Origin of the sequence: Dyadobacter jiangsuensis (assembly GCF_003014695.1) — a bacterium.
Taxonomy (GTDB): domain Bacteria; phylum Bacteroidota; class Bacteroidia; order Cytophagales; family Spirosomataceae; genus Dyadobacter; species Dyadobacter jiangsuensis.
Map to the genome: position 1 here is coordinate 761,082 of NZ_PYAS01000001.1, position 18,138 is coordinate 779,219.

General features: G+C 51.5%; 16 protein-coding genes. 10 read left to right on the forward strand and 6 right to left on the reverse strand.

The features are described from left to right. Positions 1-168: 168 nt before the first annotated feature. Positions 169-621 (forward strand): organic hydroperoxide resistance protein, encoded by a 453-nt coding sequence (locus CLV60_RS02825; protein WP_106593841.1) that lies wholly within the window; start codon positions 169-171, stop codon positions 619-621. A gap of 203 nt (positions 622-824) precedes the next feature. Here CLV60_RS02825 and CLV60_RS02830 read toward each other — a convergent pair whose 3' ends face one another. Then, entirely contained in the window at positions 825-1,745 is a 921-nt protein-coding gene (locus CLV60_RS02830; protein ID WP_106593842.1) for a LysR family transcriptional regulator, read from the reverse strand. Between the two features lie 99 nt (positions 1,746-1,844). Between CLV60_RS02830 and CLV60_RS02835 the strand changes: the two genes are divergently transcribed. The 3 genes from CLV60_RS02835 to CLV60_RS02845 are packed head-to-tail and all read left to right on the forward strand — an operon-like array spanning position 1,845 to position 3,816. Then, positions 1,845-2,468, forward strand: coding sequence for an NAD(P)H-dependent oxidoreductase (locus CLV60_RS02835; RefSeq protein WP_106593843.1), 624 nt, complete (start codon positions 1,845-1,847; stop codon positions 2,466-2,468). 3 nt (positions 2,469-2,471) lie between these two features. Next, positions 2,472-2,765 carry a putative quinol monooxygenase gene (locus CLV60_RS02840; RefSeq protein ID WP_106593844.1) on the forward strand — a complete coding sequence of 98 codons (294 nt, stop codon included), beginning with the start codon at positions 2,472-2,474 and terminating at the stop codon, positions 2,763-2,765. Positions 2,766-2,769: 4 nt separating this feature from the next. Continuing rightward, entirely contained in the window at positions 2,770-3,816 is a 1,047-nt protein-coding gene (locus CLV60_RS02845; protein WP_106593845.1) for an SDR family oxidoreductase, read from the forward strand. Here the strand turns inward: CLV60_RS02845 and CLV60_RS02850 are convergent. The 5 genes from CLV60_RS02850 to CLV60_RS02870 all read right to left on the reverse strand — a co-directional run bounded on the left by CLV60_RS02850 (position 3,813) and on the right by CLV60_RS02870 (position 8,210). After that, on the reverse strand, positions 3,813-4,244 hold the full coding sequence (locus CLV60_RS02850; protein WP_106593846.1) for an SRPBCC family protein: 432 nt from the start codon (positions 4,242-4,244) through the stop codon (positions 3,813-3,815). The genes CLV60_RS02845 and CLV60_RS02850 overlap by 4 nt on opposite strands. Before the next feature lie 19 nt (positions 4,245-4,263). Then, positions 4,264-4,596, reverse strand: coding sequence for an ArsR/SmtB family transcription factor (locus tag CLV60_RS02855; protein ID WP_106593959.1), 333 nt, complete (start codon positions 4,594-4,596; stop codon positions 4,264-4,266). Between the two features lie 147 nt (positions 4,597-4,743). After that, the gene (locus CLV60_RS02860; protein ID WP_106593847.1) at positions 4,744-7,149 is read right to left on the reverse strand and encodes a TonB-dependent receptor; all 2,406 of its coding nucleotides are present in this window, start codon (positions 7,147-7,149) and stop codon (positions 4,744-4,746) included. Between the two features lie 166 nt (positions 7,150-7,315). Further along, on the reverse strand, positions 7,316-7,540 hold the full coding sequence (locus CLV60_RS02865) for a hypothetical protein (protein ID WP_106593848.1): 225 nt from the start codon (positions 7,538-7,540) through the stop codon (positions 7,316-7,318). A gap of 82 nt (positions 7,541-7,622) precedes the next feature. Beyond that, positions 7,623-8,210: a hypothetical protein gene (locus tag CLV60_RS02870; protein ID WP_106593849.1), complete on the reverse strand. Its 588-nt coding sequence runs from the start codon at positions 8,208-8,210 to the stop codon at positions 7,623-7,625. Positions 8,211-8,539: 329 nt separating this feature from the next. Here CLV60_RS02870 and CLV60_RS02875 point away from each other — a divergent pair, with 329 nt between their 5' ends. From CLV60_RS02875 to CLV60_RS02900, 6 genes are all read left to right on the forward strand, one after another. Continuing rightward, positions 8,540-8,944: a response regulator gene (locus CLV60_RS02875; protein WP_106593960.1), complete on the forward strand. Its 405-nt coding sequence runs from the start codon at positions 8,540-8,542 to the stop codon at positions 8,942-8,944. A 185-nt stretch (positions 8,945-9,129) separates the two neighbouring features. After that, complete coding sequence (locus CLV60_RS02880; RefSeq protein ID WP_106593850.1) at positions 9,130-9,723, forward strand: RNA polymerase sigma factor; 594 nt, start codon at positions 9,130-9,132, stop codon at positions 9,721-9,723. 85 nt (positions 9,724-9,808) lie between these two features. Further along, complete coding sequence (locus tag CLV60_RS02885; RefSeq protein ID WP_106593851.1) at positions 9,809-10,909, forward strand: FecR family protein; 1,101 nt, start codon at positions 9,809-9,811, stop codon at positions 10,907-10,909. Between the two features lie 211 nt (positions 10,910-11,120). After that, positions 11,121-14,690: a TonB-dependent receptor gene (locus CLV60_RS02890; protein WP_106593852.1), complete on the forward strand. Its 3,570-nt coding sequence runs from the start codon at positions 11,121-11,123 to the stop codon at positions 14,688-14,690. 26 nt (positions 14,691-14,716) lie between these two features. Beyond that, the gene (locus CLV60_RS02895; protein WP_106593853.1) at positions 14,717-16,495 is read left to right on the forward strand and encodes a RagB/SusD family nutrient uptake outer membrane protein; all 1,779 of its coding nucleotides are present in this window, start codon (positions 14,717-14,719) and stop codon (positions 16,493-16,495) included. Positions 16,496-16,577: 82 nt separating this feature from the next. Next, positions 16,578-18,119, forward strand: a complete 1,542-nt coding sequence (locus CLV60_RS02900) for an FG-GAP repeat domain-containing protein (protein ID WP_106593961.1) — start codon at positions 16,578-16,580, stop codon at positions 18,117-18,119. Positions 18,120-18,138 lie beyond the last annotated feature (19 nt).

Genomic DNA, 18,138 nt, shown 5'->3' on the forward strand with positions numbered 1-18,138 from the left:
GACACGATCATTGTCTAACTCGCCCGCTAATGCGCCCACTTCGGCCATTTAGAGCGATCGTTTACAGCGGGATTGTAGTCTATTTGTATCGGAAATCGCAGCGGAAACGCCGGTTTCGGGTTGAATTACAAACTATTATAAGACTACAAAATCAACTAGTAATTTATCATGGAAACGATCGAAATCACCCAAGTAGCAGGTGCCACCACCATCGACAAAGTAATTTATACAGGAAAAACCCACACTACCGGCGGCCGCGACGGCGCTTCCCGCAGCTCGGACGGTAATCTGGATATAAAATTGTCATCGCCAGGCTCCCACGGCACGGGTACCAATCCTGAACAACTTTTTGCAGCCGGCTGGTCTGCATGTTTTATCGGCGCATTAGGAATCGCAGCTGCAAAGAGAAAGATCAGCTTGCCGGAAGGCACGGCGGTGGACGCCGAGGTGGATTTGGGCCTTACCAATGCAGAATACTTCCTGCAAGCCCGCCTGAACGTGAACCTGCCCGGTCTTGACGAAGAAACCGCCCGCGCTTTGATTGAATCAGCGCATCAGACTTGTCCTTATTCCAAAGCCACGCGGGGGAATATCGGGGTTACGATTAGCGTGAGGATTTAGGGGTTCTGACCGCCGACCGCCGACCGCTGACGGCCGACGATAGACAATCGACCACGGACCATGGACCAGGTTAACTGTTTCAGGTCTGTGGTCGATTTGTATTTGAACGTGGTCTATGGTGGACGGCCCATGGTCGGGTGCGAGCCCACAACGGTCGGCGGTCAGCGGTCGGTGGTCAGCGGTCGGGCGTCAGCCCACAGCCGTCAAACCAACACCGCCTCCGGCGCCTTCCATTTCGAAATAAACAGCTCCTGCAATTGCTCGATTTCCTTTTGGTAAATGGTCTTTTTGCGTGTGCCGAAATACAGCGTGTTTTCCAGGGGCGTGTTGCCTTCCCACACGAGCTGGATCTGGCCGGTTTCGATGGCTTCCACGCATAGGAAATGCGGGACGATCGAGAAGCCTTCCCGGTCGCTGAGGCAGCGGATGATCGAGCAAATGTTGGGTACGATGTAGTTGGGGCGGAAATCGGGGTGCTGGTCGAAGTTTTTGAGCCAGAAATTTTTCAAATGCTCCATATCGGCGGCGGTGCTGTACCAGATCTGCTGTTTGAGCCAGTTGGCGGCTTCCGACTTATTGGGCTGCGCGAACAAATCGATGAGCGGTTCGGTGTCTGTCTGGCCGCCCGCGATAAGCACAATCCTTTCTTTTGAAAACGGTTTGTACTGCAAATTCTGTTGCTGGCCCTGTTGCGGCGTTACAATGAGGTCGAGCAGACCGTTGTCGAGGTCCTGCTGCATTTGCGGGTACTCTCCGAACTTGATAATAAGGTTGAACGGCAGCGACGCAATATGCTCTTCCAGCGTGTATTGGAAGGTTTCGAAGCACATTCCGACGCTGATCGTCGGCCGCTCGGATTTGGAGCTTTTATGAAAATGCTGCTCCACGGCTTCCAGCTTCCGGAGTGGGTCGAGGACGAAGTTGTACAATACCTTGCCTTGCTCGGTAGGCACCATTTTCCGCGGCGACCGGTCGAACAGTTTGTGCCCCGTGTAGGCTTCCAGCGAATTCAAATGCAGGCTCACGCCCGGTTGGGATATAAAAAGCTCCTGGGCTGCTGCCGAGAGCGTCCCCGTTTCATAGATCGCCTTGAAAGTACGGAGCCATTCCAGATTGAGTACCATATCTATCTATAAGTTTTATAATACAAATATACAATTTAAGTTATTTTGATAATGTATTTAACTGCCGGAAATTTGTAGTGTCAAAATCAAAACAGAACTATGAAAAAGATATTTGTCATTAACGGCGGTCAGCATTTCGCGCATTCCGGAGGGAAATTCAACCATACGCTGACAGGATTGGACCAGGCCTATTTTACCGAAGAAAATGGCTTTGAGCTGCAAACAACCGATATCAACCAACCGTACGACCCGGACGAGGAAGTGAAGAAGTTCGTATGGGCCGACGTGGTCGTGTACCACACGCCCGTATGGTGGTTTTCGATGCCTTATAAATTGAAAGAATACATCGATATCGTATTTACGGCTGGTCATAGAAAAGGCATTTACCGCAGTGATGGCCGCAAAACGGAGAACCCGGCTATCAATTACGGCACGGGCGGTATGCTGCACGGCCGGAAATATATGCTTACCACCACCTGGAATGCACCGGAAACTGCATTTACATTGCCCGGTGAGTTCTTCCGGGAACATTCGGTAGACCAGGGTGTGATGTTCGGTTTCCATCGCATGAATGCATTTACGGGTATGGAGCCGCTGGAAAGCATGCATTTCCACGATCTGGAAAAGAATGCGACGCCGGAGCGCATCGAGGATTACAAAAATCAATACCTGGCACATTTGGCCGGGGTGTTCAACAGTCTGGAAATTGAAACCGCAGCTTAAACCATGCCTATCTACCTTACCGCCGTCATTGAAAGCAAAACAGCGCACCGCGACGAGGTCCGCGCGACGCTGTTGAACATGGTAACCGAATCCAGAAAGGAGCCTGCCTGTTTGCAGTACGATCTCTATCAGGACGATAATAACCCGAATGTATTCGTATTCCAGGAAATATGGGAAAGTCGCGAAGGGCTGGATGCCCATAACGCGCAGCCGTATATCCAGGCATTCGTAGCATCTCTGGAAAAGCTGGAAACAAATCCCCTGATTTACCTTACTAAACCCCTTGACAGGGCATAACCCAATGGAACATTTAAAAACCGCACTCGTAGTAGGAGCGAGCGGCGTAATCGGCAAGAACCTGACGGCCTACCTGCAATCGTTGCCCGACTGGAAGGTCGTCGCGACTTCAAGAAAGCCGCTGTCGGGGAATGTCGAAACCATCGTCGTCGATTTGCTCGATGAGACGGATGTGGCCGCGAAATTCACGAAGCTGAATCACGTGACGCACGTTTTTTATACCGCCTACCAGGATAAGCCGACCTGGGCGGAGCTGGTAGCGCCTAATATGGCGATGTTCAGGAATGTGGTGGAAGCCATTGAAAAGGTAGCCCCGCAACTCGAACACATTAGTTTTATGCAAGGCTACAAAGTGTACGGCGCACACCTGGGCCCGTTCAGGACGCCTGCGCGGGAGGATGATCCGCCGATTATGCTTCCGGAGTTCATGACCGAGCAACAGCGGTACATTACCGCGGCGCAGCGGGGGAAATCGTGGAGCTGGTCGGCGATACGGCCGTCGGTGGTGGGTGGTTTTGCGCCGGGTAATCCGCTCAATCTGGTATCGCTGATCGCGGTTTACGCCTCCATTTCAAAGGAATTGAATGTGCCTTTCCGCTTCCCGGGCAAACCCGGTGCCTATCATCCGCTCATCGAGCTGACCGACGCCGATCTGCTCGCCAAAGCCACCGTCTGGGCTGCTACCACGCCGGCCGCTGCCAATCAGGCATTTAATATTAATAATGGTGATCTGTTCCGCTGGGAGGAAATGTGGCCTAAAATTGGCCGGTACTTCGGGCTCGACACCGCGCCGCCCGTGCAGCTCCCGCTTGCGGAGGTCATGCGCGACAAGGCGCCCGTGTGGGACGCGCTCCGCGAGCGTCACGGATTGCAATACGGGTATGAAGCATTATCCGCCTGGCCGTTCGGAGATTTTGTGTTCTCCTGGGACTACGATTTTCTTGCGGATGGATCGAAGGCGAGGAGGCTAGGCTTTCACGAATATGCGGATACCGAACAGATGTTCTACCGCATATTCGATCAGCTGCGCTCGGACAGGGTTATTCCTTAATCTTCCTGTTCCACAAATTCTGCCAGACTTTTGCCGATAATGTGCGTCCAGCCTGCGGAGAAGCTTTGCAATCCGAAATCGGCGTGGTCTTTCGGGAAGGTATGCAAGCCCTTGTGCGTGAGACGAAGGCGGGTTTTGTCGCCTTCGGGAATAAGCTCGAAACTTACCTCGGAATCGCCGGGGTAATCGGCATAGCGCCATGAGTAGGCGAGTTTCCGCCCCGGATCCGCTTCTGTGACCTTGCAGAGATGCCGGTATTGCCTGTCCTCGCTCCCGGCGGTGAATTCAAACTCGAAGCCGGGCTCCGCTTTGAAATCCGGAATATCGAAATACCACTTTTTCATCTGGCCGGCATCGGTCAGGGCTCGCCACACGCGTGCAGGCGGGGCATTCAGGACTCTTTCTAAAACAAAAGGTTCAAAGGCCATTGTTGTTATGGGTTAAAGTTTAGAGATTTTCATCGGAAGGGTCCTCGTCCAGGAGGCGTTCGAGCGCATCCAGCTTGTCGTTCCAGAACTCCTGATAGGTATTGGCCCATTCGGAAACCTGTTTGAGGCCTTTCAGATCGGCCTGGCAGTAGGTTTCGCGGCCGCGGGTTTGCACAATCACCAACCCGCATTCGGTCAGGATGCGGATATGCTTCGCAACGGCGGGTCGGCTCATGGTGAAATGATCGGCGACTTTGTTCAGGTTAAGCGAATGCCGGGCCAGCAAACCGATGATCTCCCGCCGTGTCGGGTCTGAAATAGCCTGAAAAACATCGCGCCGCGTCTGGTTCATAATTAGAAAGAGGTGAAAAAAATAAAATGGAAACCGTATGGTTTCCAAATATAAATGAAACCATACGGTTTCCAAAAAAATACCCGGGTTTTTTCGCAAAACCCGGGCTTTACCCCATTCCGTCCGATTTAGTAATGCAGCTGAACCTTAATTGTTTCCTTCACCGGCCTTCTTATCGTCGTTGCTGATCCGTTTTTTCTGACGCTGGTTACCGGAGACCTGCCCGAATTCATATTTCAGATTGAGACGCCAGCCGCGGCGATACATGGCTACGTCCTGCGTTTGCACGAAATTCGGGCCTAAGAAGTCGTTTTTCCATCGTATCCGCTGATTGAACGGGTTGTCATAGCCAAACCCGATCGTTCCTTTCTTTTTCAGTACTTCTTTTTGTAATACAATATTATAGAACCCGAAGCCGCCGTAACTGCCCTGAAGGTTCACGCGCGGCGAGTTGTAAAATCCAAAAAGCTGCGCTTTGATGCCTTTGCCGAAATCAATGGTCGAGTTGAGGTTGATCCGGTACATCCAGTCGGCGTTGCGGGTTTTGAGCTCGGCGCTTTCCAGTACATTATAGAACAAGTTGAGCGAGCCGTTTACGGACCATTGCTTCATAATTTTGGTATTGGCGCTCAGGTTGAGGCCATAAGCAGAGTTTTGGGCCACATTCTGGAAAATCTGTTTCAAAACGCCGGCACTGTCGACGGTACTGATACTCTCGATCGCATTGTTGGTCTGGCGCAGGAAAAACGATGCATTAATGCTTGTCTGCTTGATCGACACACTGTAATTCGCCTCCACCGAATGCGTCAACTCGGGTTTCAGGTACGGGTTACCGCCGTACTGGTTTTTGGAATCGGCCTGATTGACATACGGATTGAGGTAAAAGAACTGCGGCCGCTGAATGCGCTGGGTGTAGCTCACACGCACCTGCTGGCTTTTTTTCAGGCTCCGCGACAGGCTCACGCTCGGGATGAGGTTGCCGTAGTTGTTCGAGAAAGACGCGGTACCATTCAGGAAGTTGGCTTGTATGAACGTGTGCTCGTAGCGCGCGCCGAGGTTGATGCCCCATTTGTTTTTCGGTGTGCGGTTGTAAACCAGATAAGCCGAGGTGACCTGCTGGGCATAATCGAAGACATTGGCCTGTTCCGGCATATCGTGGAAATCCTGGGAACCGTCGATGGCGCTGGATATGCGGTAATCGCTCAGAATTTTGCGGAAAATCGTCTTGGTGCCTGTTTCGAGGGTGCTGATGCTGTCGAGCGGGTTGGTGAAATCCAGCTGGATCGTTCCTTCCTTATTGTTGCTGATATTGTAACTTTTCTCGCGGTAATACACGGCGTCGCTGCGGTCTTTGAGATCGGAGTCATAGTCACTGTCCTCGCCTTCGAAGGAATACATCATCAGGAGCGTGAGTTCCCTTTTAGGTTTTTTGAATAAACGAGTGTAGTCGAAATTGACCGTGGCGCCCTGCCAGTCGTAGGTCCGGCGCATATCGCGCTGGAAGTACTGGCGCGAAACCCCCAGGCTGGTCTCATCGAAAGTAATGTCAAAATAATTGGTGTTGATGCCATTATAATAGTTGATGCCCGTGCCGACGCGGTTGAGCGAGTCGATATCCCAGTCGGCATTGAAAGAGCCGTAAAAGTTCTTGCCCCGGCCGCGTACCCATTGCATCTGATCCTGGTTGGTGATGGTGTCGGCATTGGTAAATGTGCGCAGCTGCTGCATATACCGCTTGTTTTTCCAGTTGCTGAAACCGCCGTTGGCAGAGAGCGTCAGACCTTTGTTGCGGTGGCTGATACTCGCATTGGGCCAGTTGTTCCATTGGCCGAAGTTCGGGCTGATGGAGCCGTTCGTGCCTTTCAGTGTATTCTTTTTGGTAATAATATTGATAATGCCCGCGGTGCCTTCCGCGTCGTACTTGGCAGAAGGAGAGGTGATTACCTCCACCTGCTTGATAATGTCGGCAGGGATTTGCTTTAAGGCCTCGGAAACGCTGCGCGCCACGACATTGGAAGGCTTATTGTTGATCAATACTTTGATATTGCCGCTGCCGCGCAGCTGCACATTGCCTTCGATGTCCACCGCAATGGACGGAATTTTCTTTAAAACGTCGGTAGCGTCACCGCCTTTGATGCTGATGTCCTTTTCTGCATTGTAAACCATTCTGTCGGAACGCTCTTCAAAGAGTGCCTTTTGCTCGCTGACCGTTACCTCTTTCAGATTTTGCGCTGCGGACGCCAACTTGATGACGCCTATTTCGATATCCTCCTTGTCGGCATGCACAGGGCCGAAAGTTTTGGTCGTATAGCCCAGCAGCGAGGCCTGAACAATGTAGACGCCCGGCGCAACTTTGGCGAACGTAAACCGGCCTTTGGCATCGGCCGTGACGCCTTCGGTGATTTTTCCGTCTTGCAGCAATGCCACCGTGGCAAATTCGACGGGCTTACTGGCCGTAGAATCCATCAGCAGGCCCGAAATACGCACGTGCTGTGCGGAAACGAAATTCAGTGTGAGGGCCAGAATGGCCAGGGTGAGTAGGGGTGTTTTCATACATGGCTAATTAACGACTGTTAGATCCGCACTCACTGCCGGATGCCCTGCGGCGAATGCAATGCAATGACGACCGAGTTCCCGAAACGTTGCACGGAAAAAATAAAAAGGCCCGGATGGGCCTTTAAAAGTCTGTTAATCAGCTTGGAAAAAAGAAGGTTGGTCGTCAGGCTTTTTGTGCATTGAAGGGCGTCTGGTCGTAGCGAACCTGTTCTGCCAGCCTGGAAATGTAAGGAATACCCTCGCGCTCGTAGGCGGCGATCTGTGCGCCGGTGAGGCGGATTACAAAGTCATACAAACCTGCCCCGCCGCACACCACCGAGAGGATGTAATCTCCGGGATGTTGTTCGGAAAAAGTGTAGTTCCAGGCTTCCTTAGCTATTTCTTTCATGTAAAAAGCGTTATGCGGGGCTAAATATACGTCAAAAAAGAAAGGTCAGCACGTCGCCCAACGTGCTGCCTTGTTTTCATGGTTATAGTGGTGTTTCCGTGTATTTTCCCTTCGGGATCTTGTTGACAACCGCTTCGGAATAGCCCGTCGGCAGGTGCCCGCCCGGCAGCCATAAACTGTTGGCGCCCATTTCGTTGCCCGATGGAACGCGTACCTTCAATCCTTTGGGGTCGGGAATCGATATCCGTACCATTTCCAGGCCTTTCCAGCTGCCGGCCGGTATACCGAGTTCTGTTTCAATCTTGCTGATGTCCTTGCCGGTTTTGGTCAGCATGGCGTCCATTTCGGCTTTGGTCATCACGAATTGCGTATTATCCGGATAGCCGAGCGTGTCGCGGCCGTACTTGTCTAATGATGCTTTGGAGACGAGATATGTGGCACCACCGTTGAACTGCGCCAGGTGGAAATCGATGTACTTCTGGTCGAGGTAAACCGACGGGGCCGGACGTTGACCTTTGGCGATGTCGAGCACTTTTTGCGAAGACCAGCCTTCTTTCCAGGAGTCTTCGAGTTTGATAGTGTCAGGGGTTTTGTCGTCGTCGTCGCTACACGAGAAAGACACGGCTGCCATGAGCATGAACAGCCACAAATGGAGGAGATTTTTCTTCATTGAAATAGTGTTGGCTAAATGTTGTAGCCGCAAGTATACAGAAAACTTAATTAATTCTACTTTTTTAGGTTTTGTTTTGAAAAAATTCTACAAATAAGTTGCGCTTCGTGGCCGTCCTGGCTCGGTAACCGTGCAATTTTTTCCCTAACACGTGATTTTGCGGGGCGGACAGCGGCATATGGATCTGGTTTGCGACCCTAGTTTGCAACGGGCCGACCGCCGTTCATAACCCGGTTACGTTGGAATGAATTTTGCAGTCAGCACCGTAAACGGGAAGGGTCGGCCGAGGCATAGTAATGGGCCCGGAAGGCTGTAAGCTTACCTCTAAAATGATGATACGTGGAAACATTATGATTTTCCTGGTGGACGACGATGTCGACGATCAGGAAATTTTCCTGCTGACGATGCAGGATACAGGCGCGGACGTGGAATGCGAGTTTGCATGCGACGGCATCCAGGCGCTGGAAAAACTGGGCGGCGACAGCTATCAGCCGCATCTGATCTTTATAGATATCAATATGCCCAAAATGAACGGGATGGAATTGCTCGTGGAGTTAAAACAGAACCCCAGGCTCGTAAAGACACCGATATATATGTATTCAACTTCCGACCAGAAGGAGATCGTGACGAAATGCATGGAACTGGGCGCTTCCGGTTTTATGAAGAAAAGTCCGGACATCAATGAGCTTCGGAGGGACTTCTCTCAACTGATCGATAGCCGAATGGCTTCATGACCCCCATCATGCAACACAAAATTGCCGGCGCATGTCGGGCTAATTGCTATGCAGCCAGCAGTTTACGATATGCCAAACAGGTCAATATAGGACATAAAAATGCGAATATTCGAAGGGAATGTTTGTTAAAATTGTTCTATTTGAACATTTTTTAGTATTTTTGATAAAAGCAAAAACCTGACTATTTGGCTTCTCCCTTTACCGATACCGATGATCGAATGCTCTGGCAGCGCTTCCGGCAGGGAGACGAAGAGGCATTCACTTTACTGTATCAGCGGTACGTGAGGGTGCTTTACAGTTACGGCAAGAAACTGATCCCGGACGAAGCAGTGGTAGAAGATCTGGTTCAGGATTTGTTTATCGACCTCTGGCAAAGCCATTCTCGCCTGGCCGACGCCGAATCTCCCCGTTTTTACCTTTTTCGTTCACTCAGACGGCGTATTCACCGGAATGGCAATGGGCGTTTCAATGAGCCCTGGGATCTGATCGACGAGGAATTTCACCCGGTTTCGCTTCCGAAGGAAAATGAAATCATCGAATCGGAGCAGACCCAGAAACAAAAGGACGAACTCGACGCATGGCTGAAAAGCCTTCCCGGGCGTCAGTACGAAGTCATGATGCTGCGGTTTTACCAGGATTTCAGCTATTCCCAGATTTCCCAGATACTTACAATCAACGAGCAATCGGTGAGAAACCTCGTGCAACGCGCTGTTTCCAAGCTTCGTCAGCTAACCATTTCGATCCTCACTTCGGGATTATTTCTATTTCTTCTAAAATAATTCACGAAAAGTGAGTTAAACCGCCATTGCTTTTGCTCTTTCCTGATGAGCACCATGTCAAATTTTTCATCAAATAATCATACTGATGGGTTACTATCATTACGAAGTAACTGATTTCCTGGAAGATCAATATTTCAAATCCTGGGTACTGGCCCCGTCTCAGGAAACTTGTGATTTTTGGGATAACTTTTTACTCACACACCCCGAAAAAGCCGAAGCTATTGCCGGTGCCAGGTCGGTACTGCTGGGTATTCGCTCAGAAATGGAAGCGGATTTCCCGACAGACGGACAGGTGGCCGCGATGCTCGATGAGATTCATAGCCGGAAGGGTTCGGCGAGTCGCTGGCCTATGCGTGGCCTGTGGCTGCGTTTGGGTGCGTCACTTTCGGCTGCGGCGGTGGTGTTGCTGGTGATTGGCTGGGCAAGACAGCCCAACCGGCACGATAGCCATGTGAGCTATGAAGAACTGGTATCGGCCGTGGAGGCACCGCTGGTCGAGCAAACCAACACAACTACCTCGCCGATCCTGCTCACATTGCCGGATAGCAGCACGATTCTTTTGCAGCCGAAAAGCAGTGTGAGTTATCGTAAGGATTTCGTCAAGAGTGCATTGAGGGAAGTTTACCTGTCGGGGCAGGCATTTTTTACGGTGACTAAAAACCGCCAGCGACCATTTGTGGTGTATTCCAACGAGCTGGTTACCAAGGTGTTGGGTACGAGTTTTATGGTGAAGGCATTCGAGGACGCGAAGCAGGTGGAAGTGTGTGTGAAAACCGGCAAAGTTTCCGTTTTCCCGCGCACCGATACGGAGGTATGCGAAGGGATTGCCAGTCCGGAGCTTGCGGGCACGATCATTACGCCGAACCAGAAAGTACTTTTTTCACGTGAGCAAACACAGATCCGTAAGGGATTGGTCGATGAGCCGGAAATCCTGGCCTCGGCGGTGTTACCAGCGCCGCTGCTGAAATTCCAGGACATGCCGGTTTCGGAATTGCTGAGCAATATCGAAGAGACCTACGGGATCGACATCGTATATGACCACCGTTTGTTCGGGGAATGCCTGCTGACGGCCTCTTTCACGACCGAGAGCCTGTATGAAAAGATGGACCTTATTTGCAAGGGCATCGAGGCAAGTTTCGAAGTGATAGACGGGAAGATGATCGTCTCAGGCAGAGGATGTAACTGATATTCAAAGAAATTACAAATGCTTACAAACCTAACTAACAACCCTAACCCCCAGATCGCTTCTATGATTTAACCAAACTCCCCAAAAAAGAAGGTTGATGATGTTGCACCATCACCAACCCTGAGTTCATCCCCAATTCGATTACATCCGTTACCAGCGGATGGAGGACTCGTTTTGCCCATTTTTCCATGTTACAAAACTTAGTAAAGTTATGAAAAAATTGTATCCTAACTATGCTTATTGGCAGATCCTTATGAGATTCAGTTGTATGCAACTCATCATTGCTGCACTTCTGACGACTGTGGCCCTGGCTGGTGCTACCGAAGCGCAGGAGGTTCTGAATAACCGCGTTACGATCCAGATGCAGAATCAGGACGTCCGTAAAGTGTTGTCAGCAATTGAAGACCAGGTTAAAATAAAATTCCTTTATAGTTCCAATCTGATCAAGGCGGAGCGCAAAGTGAGCGTGAATGTGAAGCAGGAGCAGCTTGGCTCGGCATTGAAAACCATCCTGGCGCCGCTGGACCTTGGTTTCGAGGTTTCGGGTAAGCAGATCATCCTGAAAAGAGTGAAACTGCCGATCGAAAAGCTCAATCCGCAAAGCTACAAATCGGAAACCGTGGACAGGACCATTTCCGGCACGGTAACCGACAAAGACGGTGCTTTCCTGCCCGGTGTTTCGGTGGTCGTCAAAGGTACCGCGCGCGGTACGGGCACCGATGCCCAGGGGGTATTTAAAATTGACGCACCAGACGGCAACGTAACACTTACATTCAGCTTCGTAGGTTTCTCTTCAAAAGATGTAGACGTGGCCGCCGGCCAGAGCACGCTCGACGTGACGCTCACCCAGGATGAAAAACTGTTGAACGAAGTGGTGGTTGTGGGTTATGGAACCGCGAGCCGCAAGGACCTGACGGGTGCCGTTTCGATTGTGAAGGTATCCGAACTGACCGAACAGCCCAACTCGAACCTCAGCAACCAGCTGCAAGGCCGTGCTTCGGGTGTGACCGTGCTTACTTCCGGTCAACCGGGCCAGGCGCCGCAGATCCGTATCCGCGGTATCAACTCATTCGGGAACAACACCCCGTTGTTCGTAGTGGACGGTGTGCCTACGCAGGATATCAACAACCTCAACCCGAACGACGTAGCCTCGATGCAGGTATTGAAAGACGCCGGTTCGGCCTCCATTTATGGTTCGCGGGCATCCAACGGGGTGGTAATTATCACTACCAAACGCGGGCAGGGTAAAGTGAAAGTGAGCTACGATATGTTCTACGGTACGCAGACCGTTCCGAAAGGCAACGTGTACGACATCCTTTCGCCGCAAGGTATGGCGGATCTGAAATTCCTGGCATTGAAAAACTCGGGAGCAACGATCAACGATCCGCAGTACGGCAGCGGCGAAACGCCCGTTCTGCCTGACTACATTGTGCCTACGGGCGTGAAAGAAGGTGCCGTGGATTTGTCGAAATACTACGTGAACCCCAATTATACCGACAAAGCGGACATGGACTCGTTCTACCGCATTGTGAAGGCTAACAAAGGGGGTACCGACTGGTTCCATGAAGTGTTCAAGAATGCGCCGATCCAGAGCCATAACCTTTCGGTAAGCGGCGGCGGAGAGCAAGGTAACTACCTGTTCTCGTTCAACCACTTCAACCAGCAGGGTAACCTGATGAACACCTACCTGAAACGCTACACGATTCGTGCCAACAGCCAGTACAATGTGACGAAGTTTATCCGGGTGGGTGAGAACATCGCGCTCACGCTCGTGAACAACCCGCGTACAGGTATCCTCGAAGAGGGTGGTGGTATCGGTATGGCTTACCGTATGCAGCCGATCATTCCGGTGTACGATATCCAGGGCAATTATGCCGGTTCTTTCGGTAGTGGTTTGGGTAATGCCAAAAACCCTGTCGCGATTCGCGACCGTGCCCGCAACAACCGCGGCATTACCAACAACTTGTTCGGAAACATGTACGCCGAAGTGGATTTTCTCAAAGATTTCAACTTCCGTACCAGCTTCGGTGGAGGCCAGTTTACCTATGCAGAAAACACATTCGCTTATCCTGAATGGGAGAACTCCGAGAACGTGACGACCAACTCTTACTCGGAGCGCGTGAATTCCGGCTATAACTGGACGTGGACCAATACCGTTACCTACGAGCATTCATTCAATAACAAACACAATGTGAAGGTGCTTTTGGGTACCGAGGCTTATAACAGTACTTATCGCGAAGTGGGCGGTTCTACCCAGAGCTATTTCTCTTTTGACCCCAATTATACCAGTCTTTCTACCGGTTCAGGAACACCTACCAACTTCTCGAACCGCTCTTCGGATGCGTTGTTCTCGTACATCGGCCGTATCGACTATAACTTCAAAGACAAATATCTCCTGAGCGGTACGTTGCGCCGGGATGGTTCGTCGCGTTTTACCTCGCAATATGGTTGGTTCCCGGCCGTGAGCGCGGGATGGCGATTGAAAGAGGAAGCGTTCATGCAAAGCCTGACCTGGCTCACCGACCTCAAAATCCGCGGTGGATGGGGTATTATGGGTAACCAGTTCAATGTGGATCCTGCCAATGCATTTACAACCTATGGTCAGAACAGAAGCTTTGCATTCTACGATATCAAAGGAACCGGCAACAGCACGGTACTGGGCTTCCAGCGTACCCGCGTAGGTAACCCGAACGCGAAATGGGAAGGTAACATCAACTCCAACATCGGTATCGATGCGCAGTTGTTCAACGGAGCCATCGATTTCACGATCGACTATTATCAGAAAAATATCGACGACCTTTTGTTCTCGCCTGAGCTTGCCGGAACCGTCGGACAAGGTACCGCACCGGCTGTGAACATCGGTAAAATGAAGAACAAGGGTATCGATATGTCGATCTACGGTGAGAAAACCATTGGCAAAGACCTGAAACTGAATGCGACCGTGACACTCACGACTTACAACAACAAGATCGTGAAAATCACCGACGGAGTAAGCTATTTCGACCAGGAAGGCCGCCGGTTTAACGGTAGCACGATTGTCCGTAATGCAGTGAACCACTCGATCGGCCAGTTCTTCGGCTACAACATCGTAGGCTTCTGGAACAGCCAGGCGGAGATCGACGCAGCAAATGCACAGGCGGCTGAGAAGAGCGGTAACCCGGCGGCGGTTTATCAGAATGAGGTGAAAGTAGGACGTTTCCGTTATGAAGACGTGAATGGCGACGGTATTATCACCGCCGACGACCGTACCTTCCTCGGTAACCCAAGCCCTAAATTCAGCTACGGTTTGAATATCGGTGCTACCTACAAAAACTTCGACTTCGGTATCTTCCTTTACGGTGTACAAGGCAACCAGATCTGGAACAACCTGAAATGGTGGCACGACTTCTACACCAACTTCCAGGGTGCGAAAAGCAATACGGCATTGTACGATTCATGGACTCCCCAGCACATGAATGCCACCGCACCGATCCAGGAAAACACAGGTTCTTTCAGTACAACCAACGTGCCTAACTCTTACTATGTTGAGAATGGTTCTTACCTGCGCGCGAAAAACGCCCAGATTGGCTACACGTTGCCAAAACACCTGACCCAGGCATTGAAAATCGATCGCCTGCGTGTGTATGTGCAAACCGCCAACCTGTTCACCATCACCAAATATTCCGGTCCGGACCCAGAGGTTGGACAAAGCCAGGTGGCCGGTTCTACCGCATTTGGTTTGGATGAGGGCGTTTACCCGAACACGCGCCAGTTCCTGGTTGGTTTAAACCTGACATTCTAATTCACTGTATATAAAAACAGAAAGAGATGAAGACATTTAGATTTTCAAAAATAGCGCTGGTCGCGATTTTCGGTCTGATTTCGTATTCCTGCAAAGAGAGTTTTCTGGACAAACCTGCATTGGGCTCGTTGAGCGATGCGCAGCTGAGCACCAAGGCGGGCGTGCAGAGCTTGCTGGTAGGGGCCTATGCGGCATTGGACGGTAACGGGGTAGGGGCTGCCAGTGCATGGGATGCCGCTGCCGACAACTGGATTTACGGAAGTATCGCCGGCGGAGATGCCAAAAAGGGAAGCGACGGTGCCGACCAGCCGGGTATCAACTCCATTATGATTTACAGCGCGGGACCGAGCAACGGGTTTTTCAATAGCAAATGGCGGGCTGCCTATGAAGGCATCAACCGCGCCAATACGGTGCTGAAATTCATCCCGCTCGTAACATCGGGGATCACCGACGCCGAAAAGACGGATTATACGGCCCAAGCGCGTTTCCTGCGTGGACATTACTATTCAGAATTGAAGAAAATGTTCAATATGGTGCCCTGGGTGGATGAAACTACGCCGGACCCGGCAGCGGTGAAGAATGATGCCGATATCTGGGCGAACATCGAGGCGGATTTCAAATTTGCGATGGACAACCTCCCTGCCACGCAAGCCGAAGTAGGCCGCGCAAATAAATGGGCTGCTGCTGCTTACCTGGCGAAAACCTTCCTTTACGAGAAGAAATATTCGGAAGCAAAGACCATTTTTGATCAGGTGATCGCGCAGGGTGTTACCAGCAATGGATTGAAATACGACCTGTTACCCAAATACCAGGACAACTTCGACGCGGCGCAAAAGAACCTCGCCGAATCGGTTTTCGCGATTCAGATGGCTGCCAACGACGGTACCAACACCATCGACAATGCGAACACCGGCGGTATGCTGAACTTCCCTTACAACTCGCCGTTCCGCTGCTGCGGTTTCTACCAGCCGAGCCTGGACCTCGCCAACTCGTTCCAGACCGACGCCAATGGCTTGCCCAAAGTGGACGGCTACAACGCGACGACTTTGAAGAACGACATGGGTATCAAGTCCGACGCGGCATTTGCGCCGGATGTTACTACGGCACTCGACCCGCGCATCGACTGGACGGTAGGCCGTCGCGGCATTCCGTTCCTCGACTGGGGTAACCACCCGGGGCAGTCGTGGATTCGCGACCAGAGCTATGCAGGTCCTTATTCTCCTAAAAAGAATATCTACTGGCAGGCTACGCAGGACAAATATTCGGATCAGCATTCATGGGCGCCGGGCACGGCTATCAATATCCAGGTGATCCGTTTTGCCGACGTACTGCTGATGGCTGCCGAAGCAGAAGCGCAGCAGAACAACCTGGCGAAAGCACAGGAATATGTGAACCGCGTTCGTGCACGTGCTGCGAAGCCTGAAAGCTGGGTATATACCTACGCCGATCCGGCCAAACCAATGGGCGGATTTACCAAGACACCTGCAGCGAACTACAAAATCGCGCAATATCCTGCCGGTGCATTTGCTGCAAAAGGAAAAGAAGGTGCATTGGCGGCCATTTATTTCGAGCGGAAGCTTGAACTGGCGATGGAAGGCCACCGCTTCTTCGACCTGTCGCGCTGGGGCATTGCTGAGCAGACTTTGAATGCCTATATCGCATTCGAAGGCAAGATTACGCCGGACGTACGAGGCGGGAAGTTCCTTAAAAATGTGAACGAGTACTTCCCGATACCGCAGCGTCAGATTGACCTGAGTACCAAGAATGGCGTATCGTCATTGAAACAGAATCCCGGTTACCAATAACAAGCTAATATCTACCAAAGCAATGGGGGCGGTTTATAACTGCCCCTTTTTGTTTATAATAGAAGGATTATTGATCGGTTTTATGAAATTATCCAAATGGCTCCCGGCATTACCGGCCGGCATTTTTATCGCGGCAGTGTGCCTGCAAGCCTGCGGCACTTCGGGCGACACCGAGCTGACCGGCGAACTGGCCGAGGGGAGGGATGCGGCCCGGAAGCATTGCAGTACCTGTCATTTGCCTGTCGACCCGGCGTTGCTCGACAAGGACACCTGGAAAAACCGGGTGCTGCCGGTAATGGCGCAATACTTCGGGATCGAGGTGTGGCAGCGGAACCAGTATTTTGCCGGTGAAAATTCGGCCATGCCCATAACCGACTGGATGAAAATCGTGGCGTATTATGACTCTCTCGCGCCTGTGCATTTGCCCGGGGCACGCGTGACCACGCCTGTGCGTGAGGAATGGGCCGGTTTTACGCTTAAAAAGCCTTCCGACGACACATCGCACCTCGCTACCACCACCATGGTTGCGATCGACAGCGCTGGGCAGTCGATTTACACAAGCAGTTCCGAAATCCCTGCGTTGGTACGCTGGGATCATGATTTCAGTAAAAAATCGAAAGCTCCGCTGACCTCGCCGGCGATGCATATGCTGTTTGCCTCCGGAGGGCCGGCCCCCGGACAGCCCATCGTGACGGCGGTAGGGGAAATGCGGGCCTATGATGTGGAGCGCGGCGAACTCTACCGTGTGGAGACATCGGGGTTGGACCCTGTGCCTTTTATCACGGGCCTGCGCAGGCCGTTGCAAACCGCTGCGGCGGACTTTAACCGGGATGGGAAAACGGATTATGTCGTGTCCGCATTCGGGCATAATCAGGGCGGGCTGTATCTGTTCCGGCAAATGCAGGACGGGAAGTTTGAAAAATCAGCTGTCCGCGAGGTGGCGGGTGCAACGCAATCGGTGACCGGCGATTTCAATGGTGATGGCTGGCCGGATATCATTGCTTTGTTCGCTCACGCGCAAGAGGGGATCTGGCTTTTTACGAATAACCAAAAAGGCGGATTTGCCGAACAAGAATTGCTGCGTTTTCCTCCCGTTTACGGCTCATCCAGTTTCCAGCTCGCCGATTTCAATGCCGACGGCAAGCCAGATATTCTCTACACATCAGGCGACAACAGCGATTATTCCCGCATTCTCAAACCTTACCACGGCATTTATATTTATTTGAATAAAGGAGATTTTCAGTTTGAACAAAAATGGTTTTACCCCGCCAATGGGGCTACCAAAGCGATGGCGGCAGATTTTGACGGTGATGGCGACCTCGATATCGCATCGATTGCATTCTTCGCAGACCTCGCCCATCATCCCGAAGAGAAATTCCTGTATTTCCAAAACCAGTCGACGAAATCCGATTTGAAATTCCAGCCATTTTCCCCGCCGATTGCCCAAAACGGCCGTTGGATTTGCATGGATGTAAATGATTGGGACGGCGATGGCGATCCCGATATTGTACTGGGCAATTATTCGCGGGGATTTCTTAACCAGGAAGAAGTGAAGGCGGATTGGAATGTGTATTTGCCATTTTTGGTACTACAAAATGATAACACCCCTGCGCCAAAGCATTAGTTTTAACACAAAAAAGCAC

Coding starts and splice junctions, on each gene's coding strand:
- CLV60_RS02825 (WP_106593841.1), top strand. CDS start 169: ATGGAAACGATCGAAATCACCCAAGTAGCAGGTGCCACCACCATCGAC.
- CLV60_RS02830 (WP_106593842.1), bottom strand. CDS start 1,745: ATGGTACTCAATCTGGAATGGCTCCGTACTTTCAAGGCGATCTATGAA.
- CLV60_RS02835 (WP_106593843.1), top strand. CDS start 1,845: ATGAAAAAGATATTTGTCATTAACGGCGGTCAGCATTTCGCGCATTCC.
- CLV60_RS02840 (WP_106593844.1), top strand. CDS start 2,472: ATGCCTATCTACCTTACCGCCGTCATTGAAAGCAAAACAGCGCACCGC.
- CLV60_RS02845 (WP_106593845.1), top strand. CDS start 2,770: ATGGAACATTTAAAAACCGCACTCGTAGTAGGAGCGAGCGGCGTAATC.
- CLV60_RS02850 (WP_106593846.1), bottom strand. CDS start 4,244: ATGGCCTTTGAACCTTTTGTTTTAGAAAGAGTCCTGAATGCCCCGCCT.
- CLV60_RS02855 (WP_106593959.1), bottom strand. CDS start 4,596: ATGAACCAGACGCGGCGCGATGTTTTTCAGGCTATTTCAGACCCGACA.
- CLV60_RS02860 (WP_106593847.1), bottom strand. CDS start 7,149: ATGAAAACACCCCTACTCACCCTGGCCATTCTGGCCCTCACACTGAAT.
- CLV60_RS02865 (WP_106593848.1), bottom strand. CDS start 7,540: ATGAAAGAAATAGCTAAGGAAGCCTGGAACTACACTTTTTCCGAACAA.
- CLV60_RS02870 (WP_106593849.1), bottom strand. CDS start 8,210: ATGAAGAAAAATCTCCTCCATTTGTGGCTGTTCATGCTCATGGCAGCC.
- CLV60_RS02875 (WP_106593960.1), top strand. CDS start 8,540: ATGATGATACGTGGAAACATTATGATTTTCCTGGTGGACGACGATGTC.
- CLV60_RS02885 (WP_106593851.1), top strand. CDS start 9,809: ATGGGTTACTATCATTACGAAGTAACTGATTTCCTGGAAGATCAATAT.
- CLV60_RS02890 (WP_106593852.1), top strand. CDS start 11,121: ATGAAAAAATTGTATCCTAACTATGCTTATTGGCAGATCCTTATGAGA.
- CLV60_RS02895 (WP_106593853.1), top strand. CDS start 14,717: ATGAAGACATTTAGATTTTCAAAAATAGCGCTGGTCGCGATTTTCGGT.
- CLV60_RS02900 (WP_106593961.1), top strand. CDS start 16,578: ATGAAATTATCCAAATGGCTCCCGGCATTACCGGCCGGCATTTTTATC.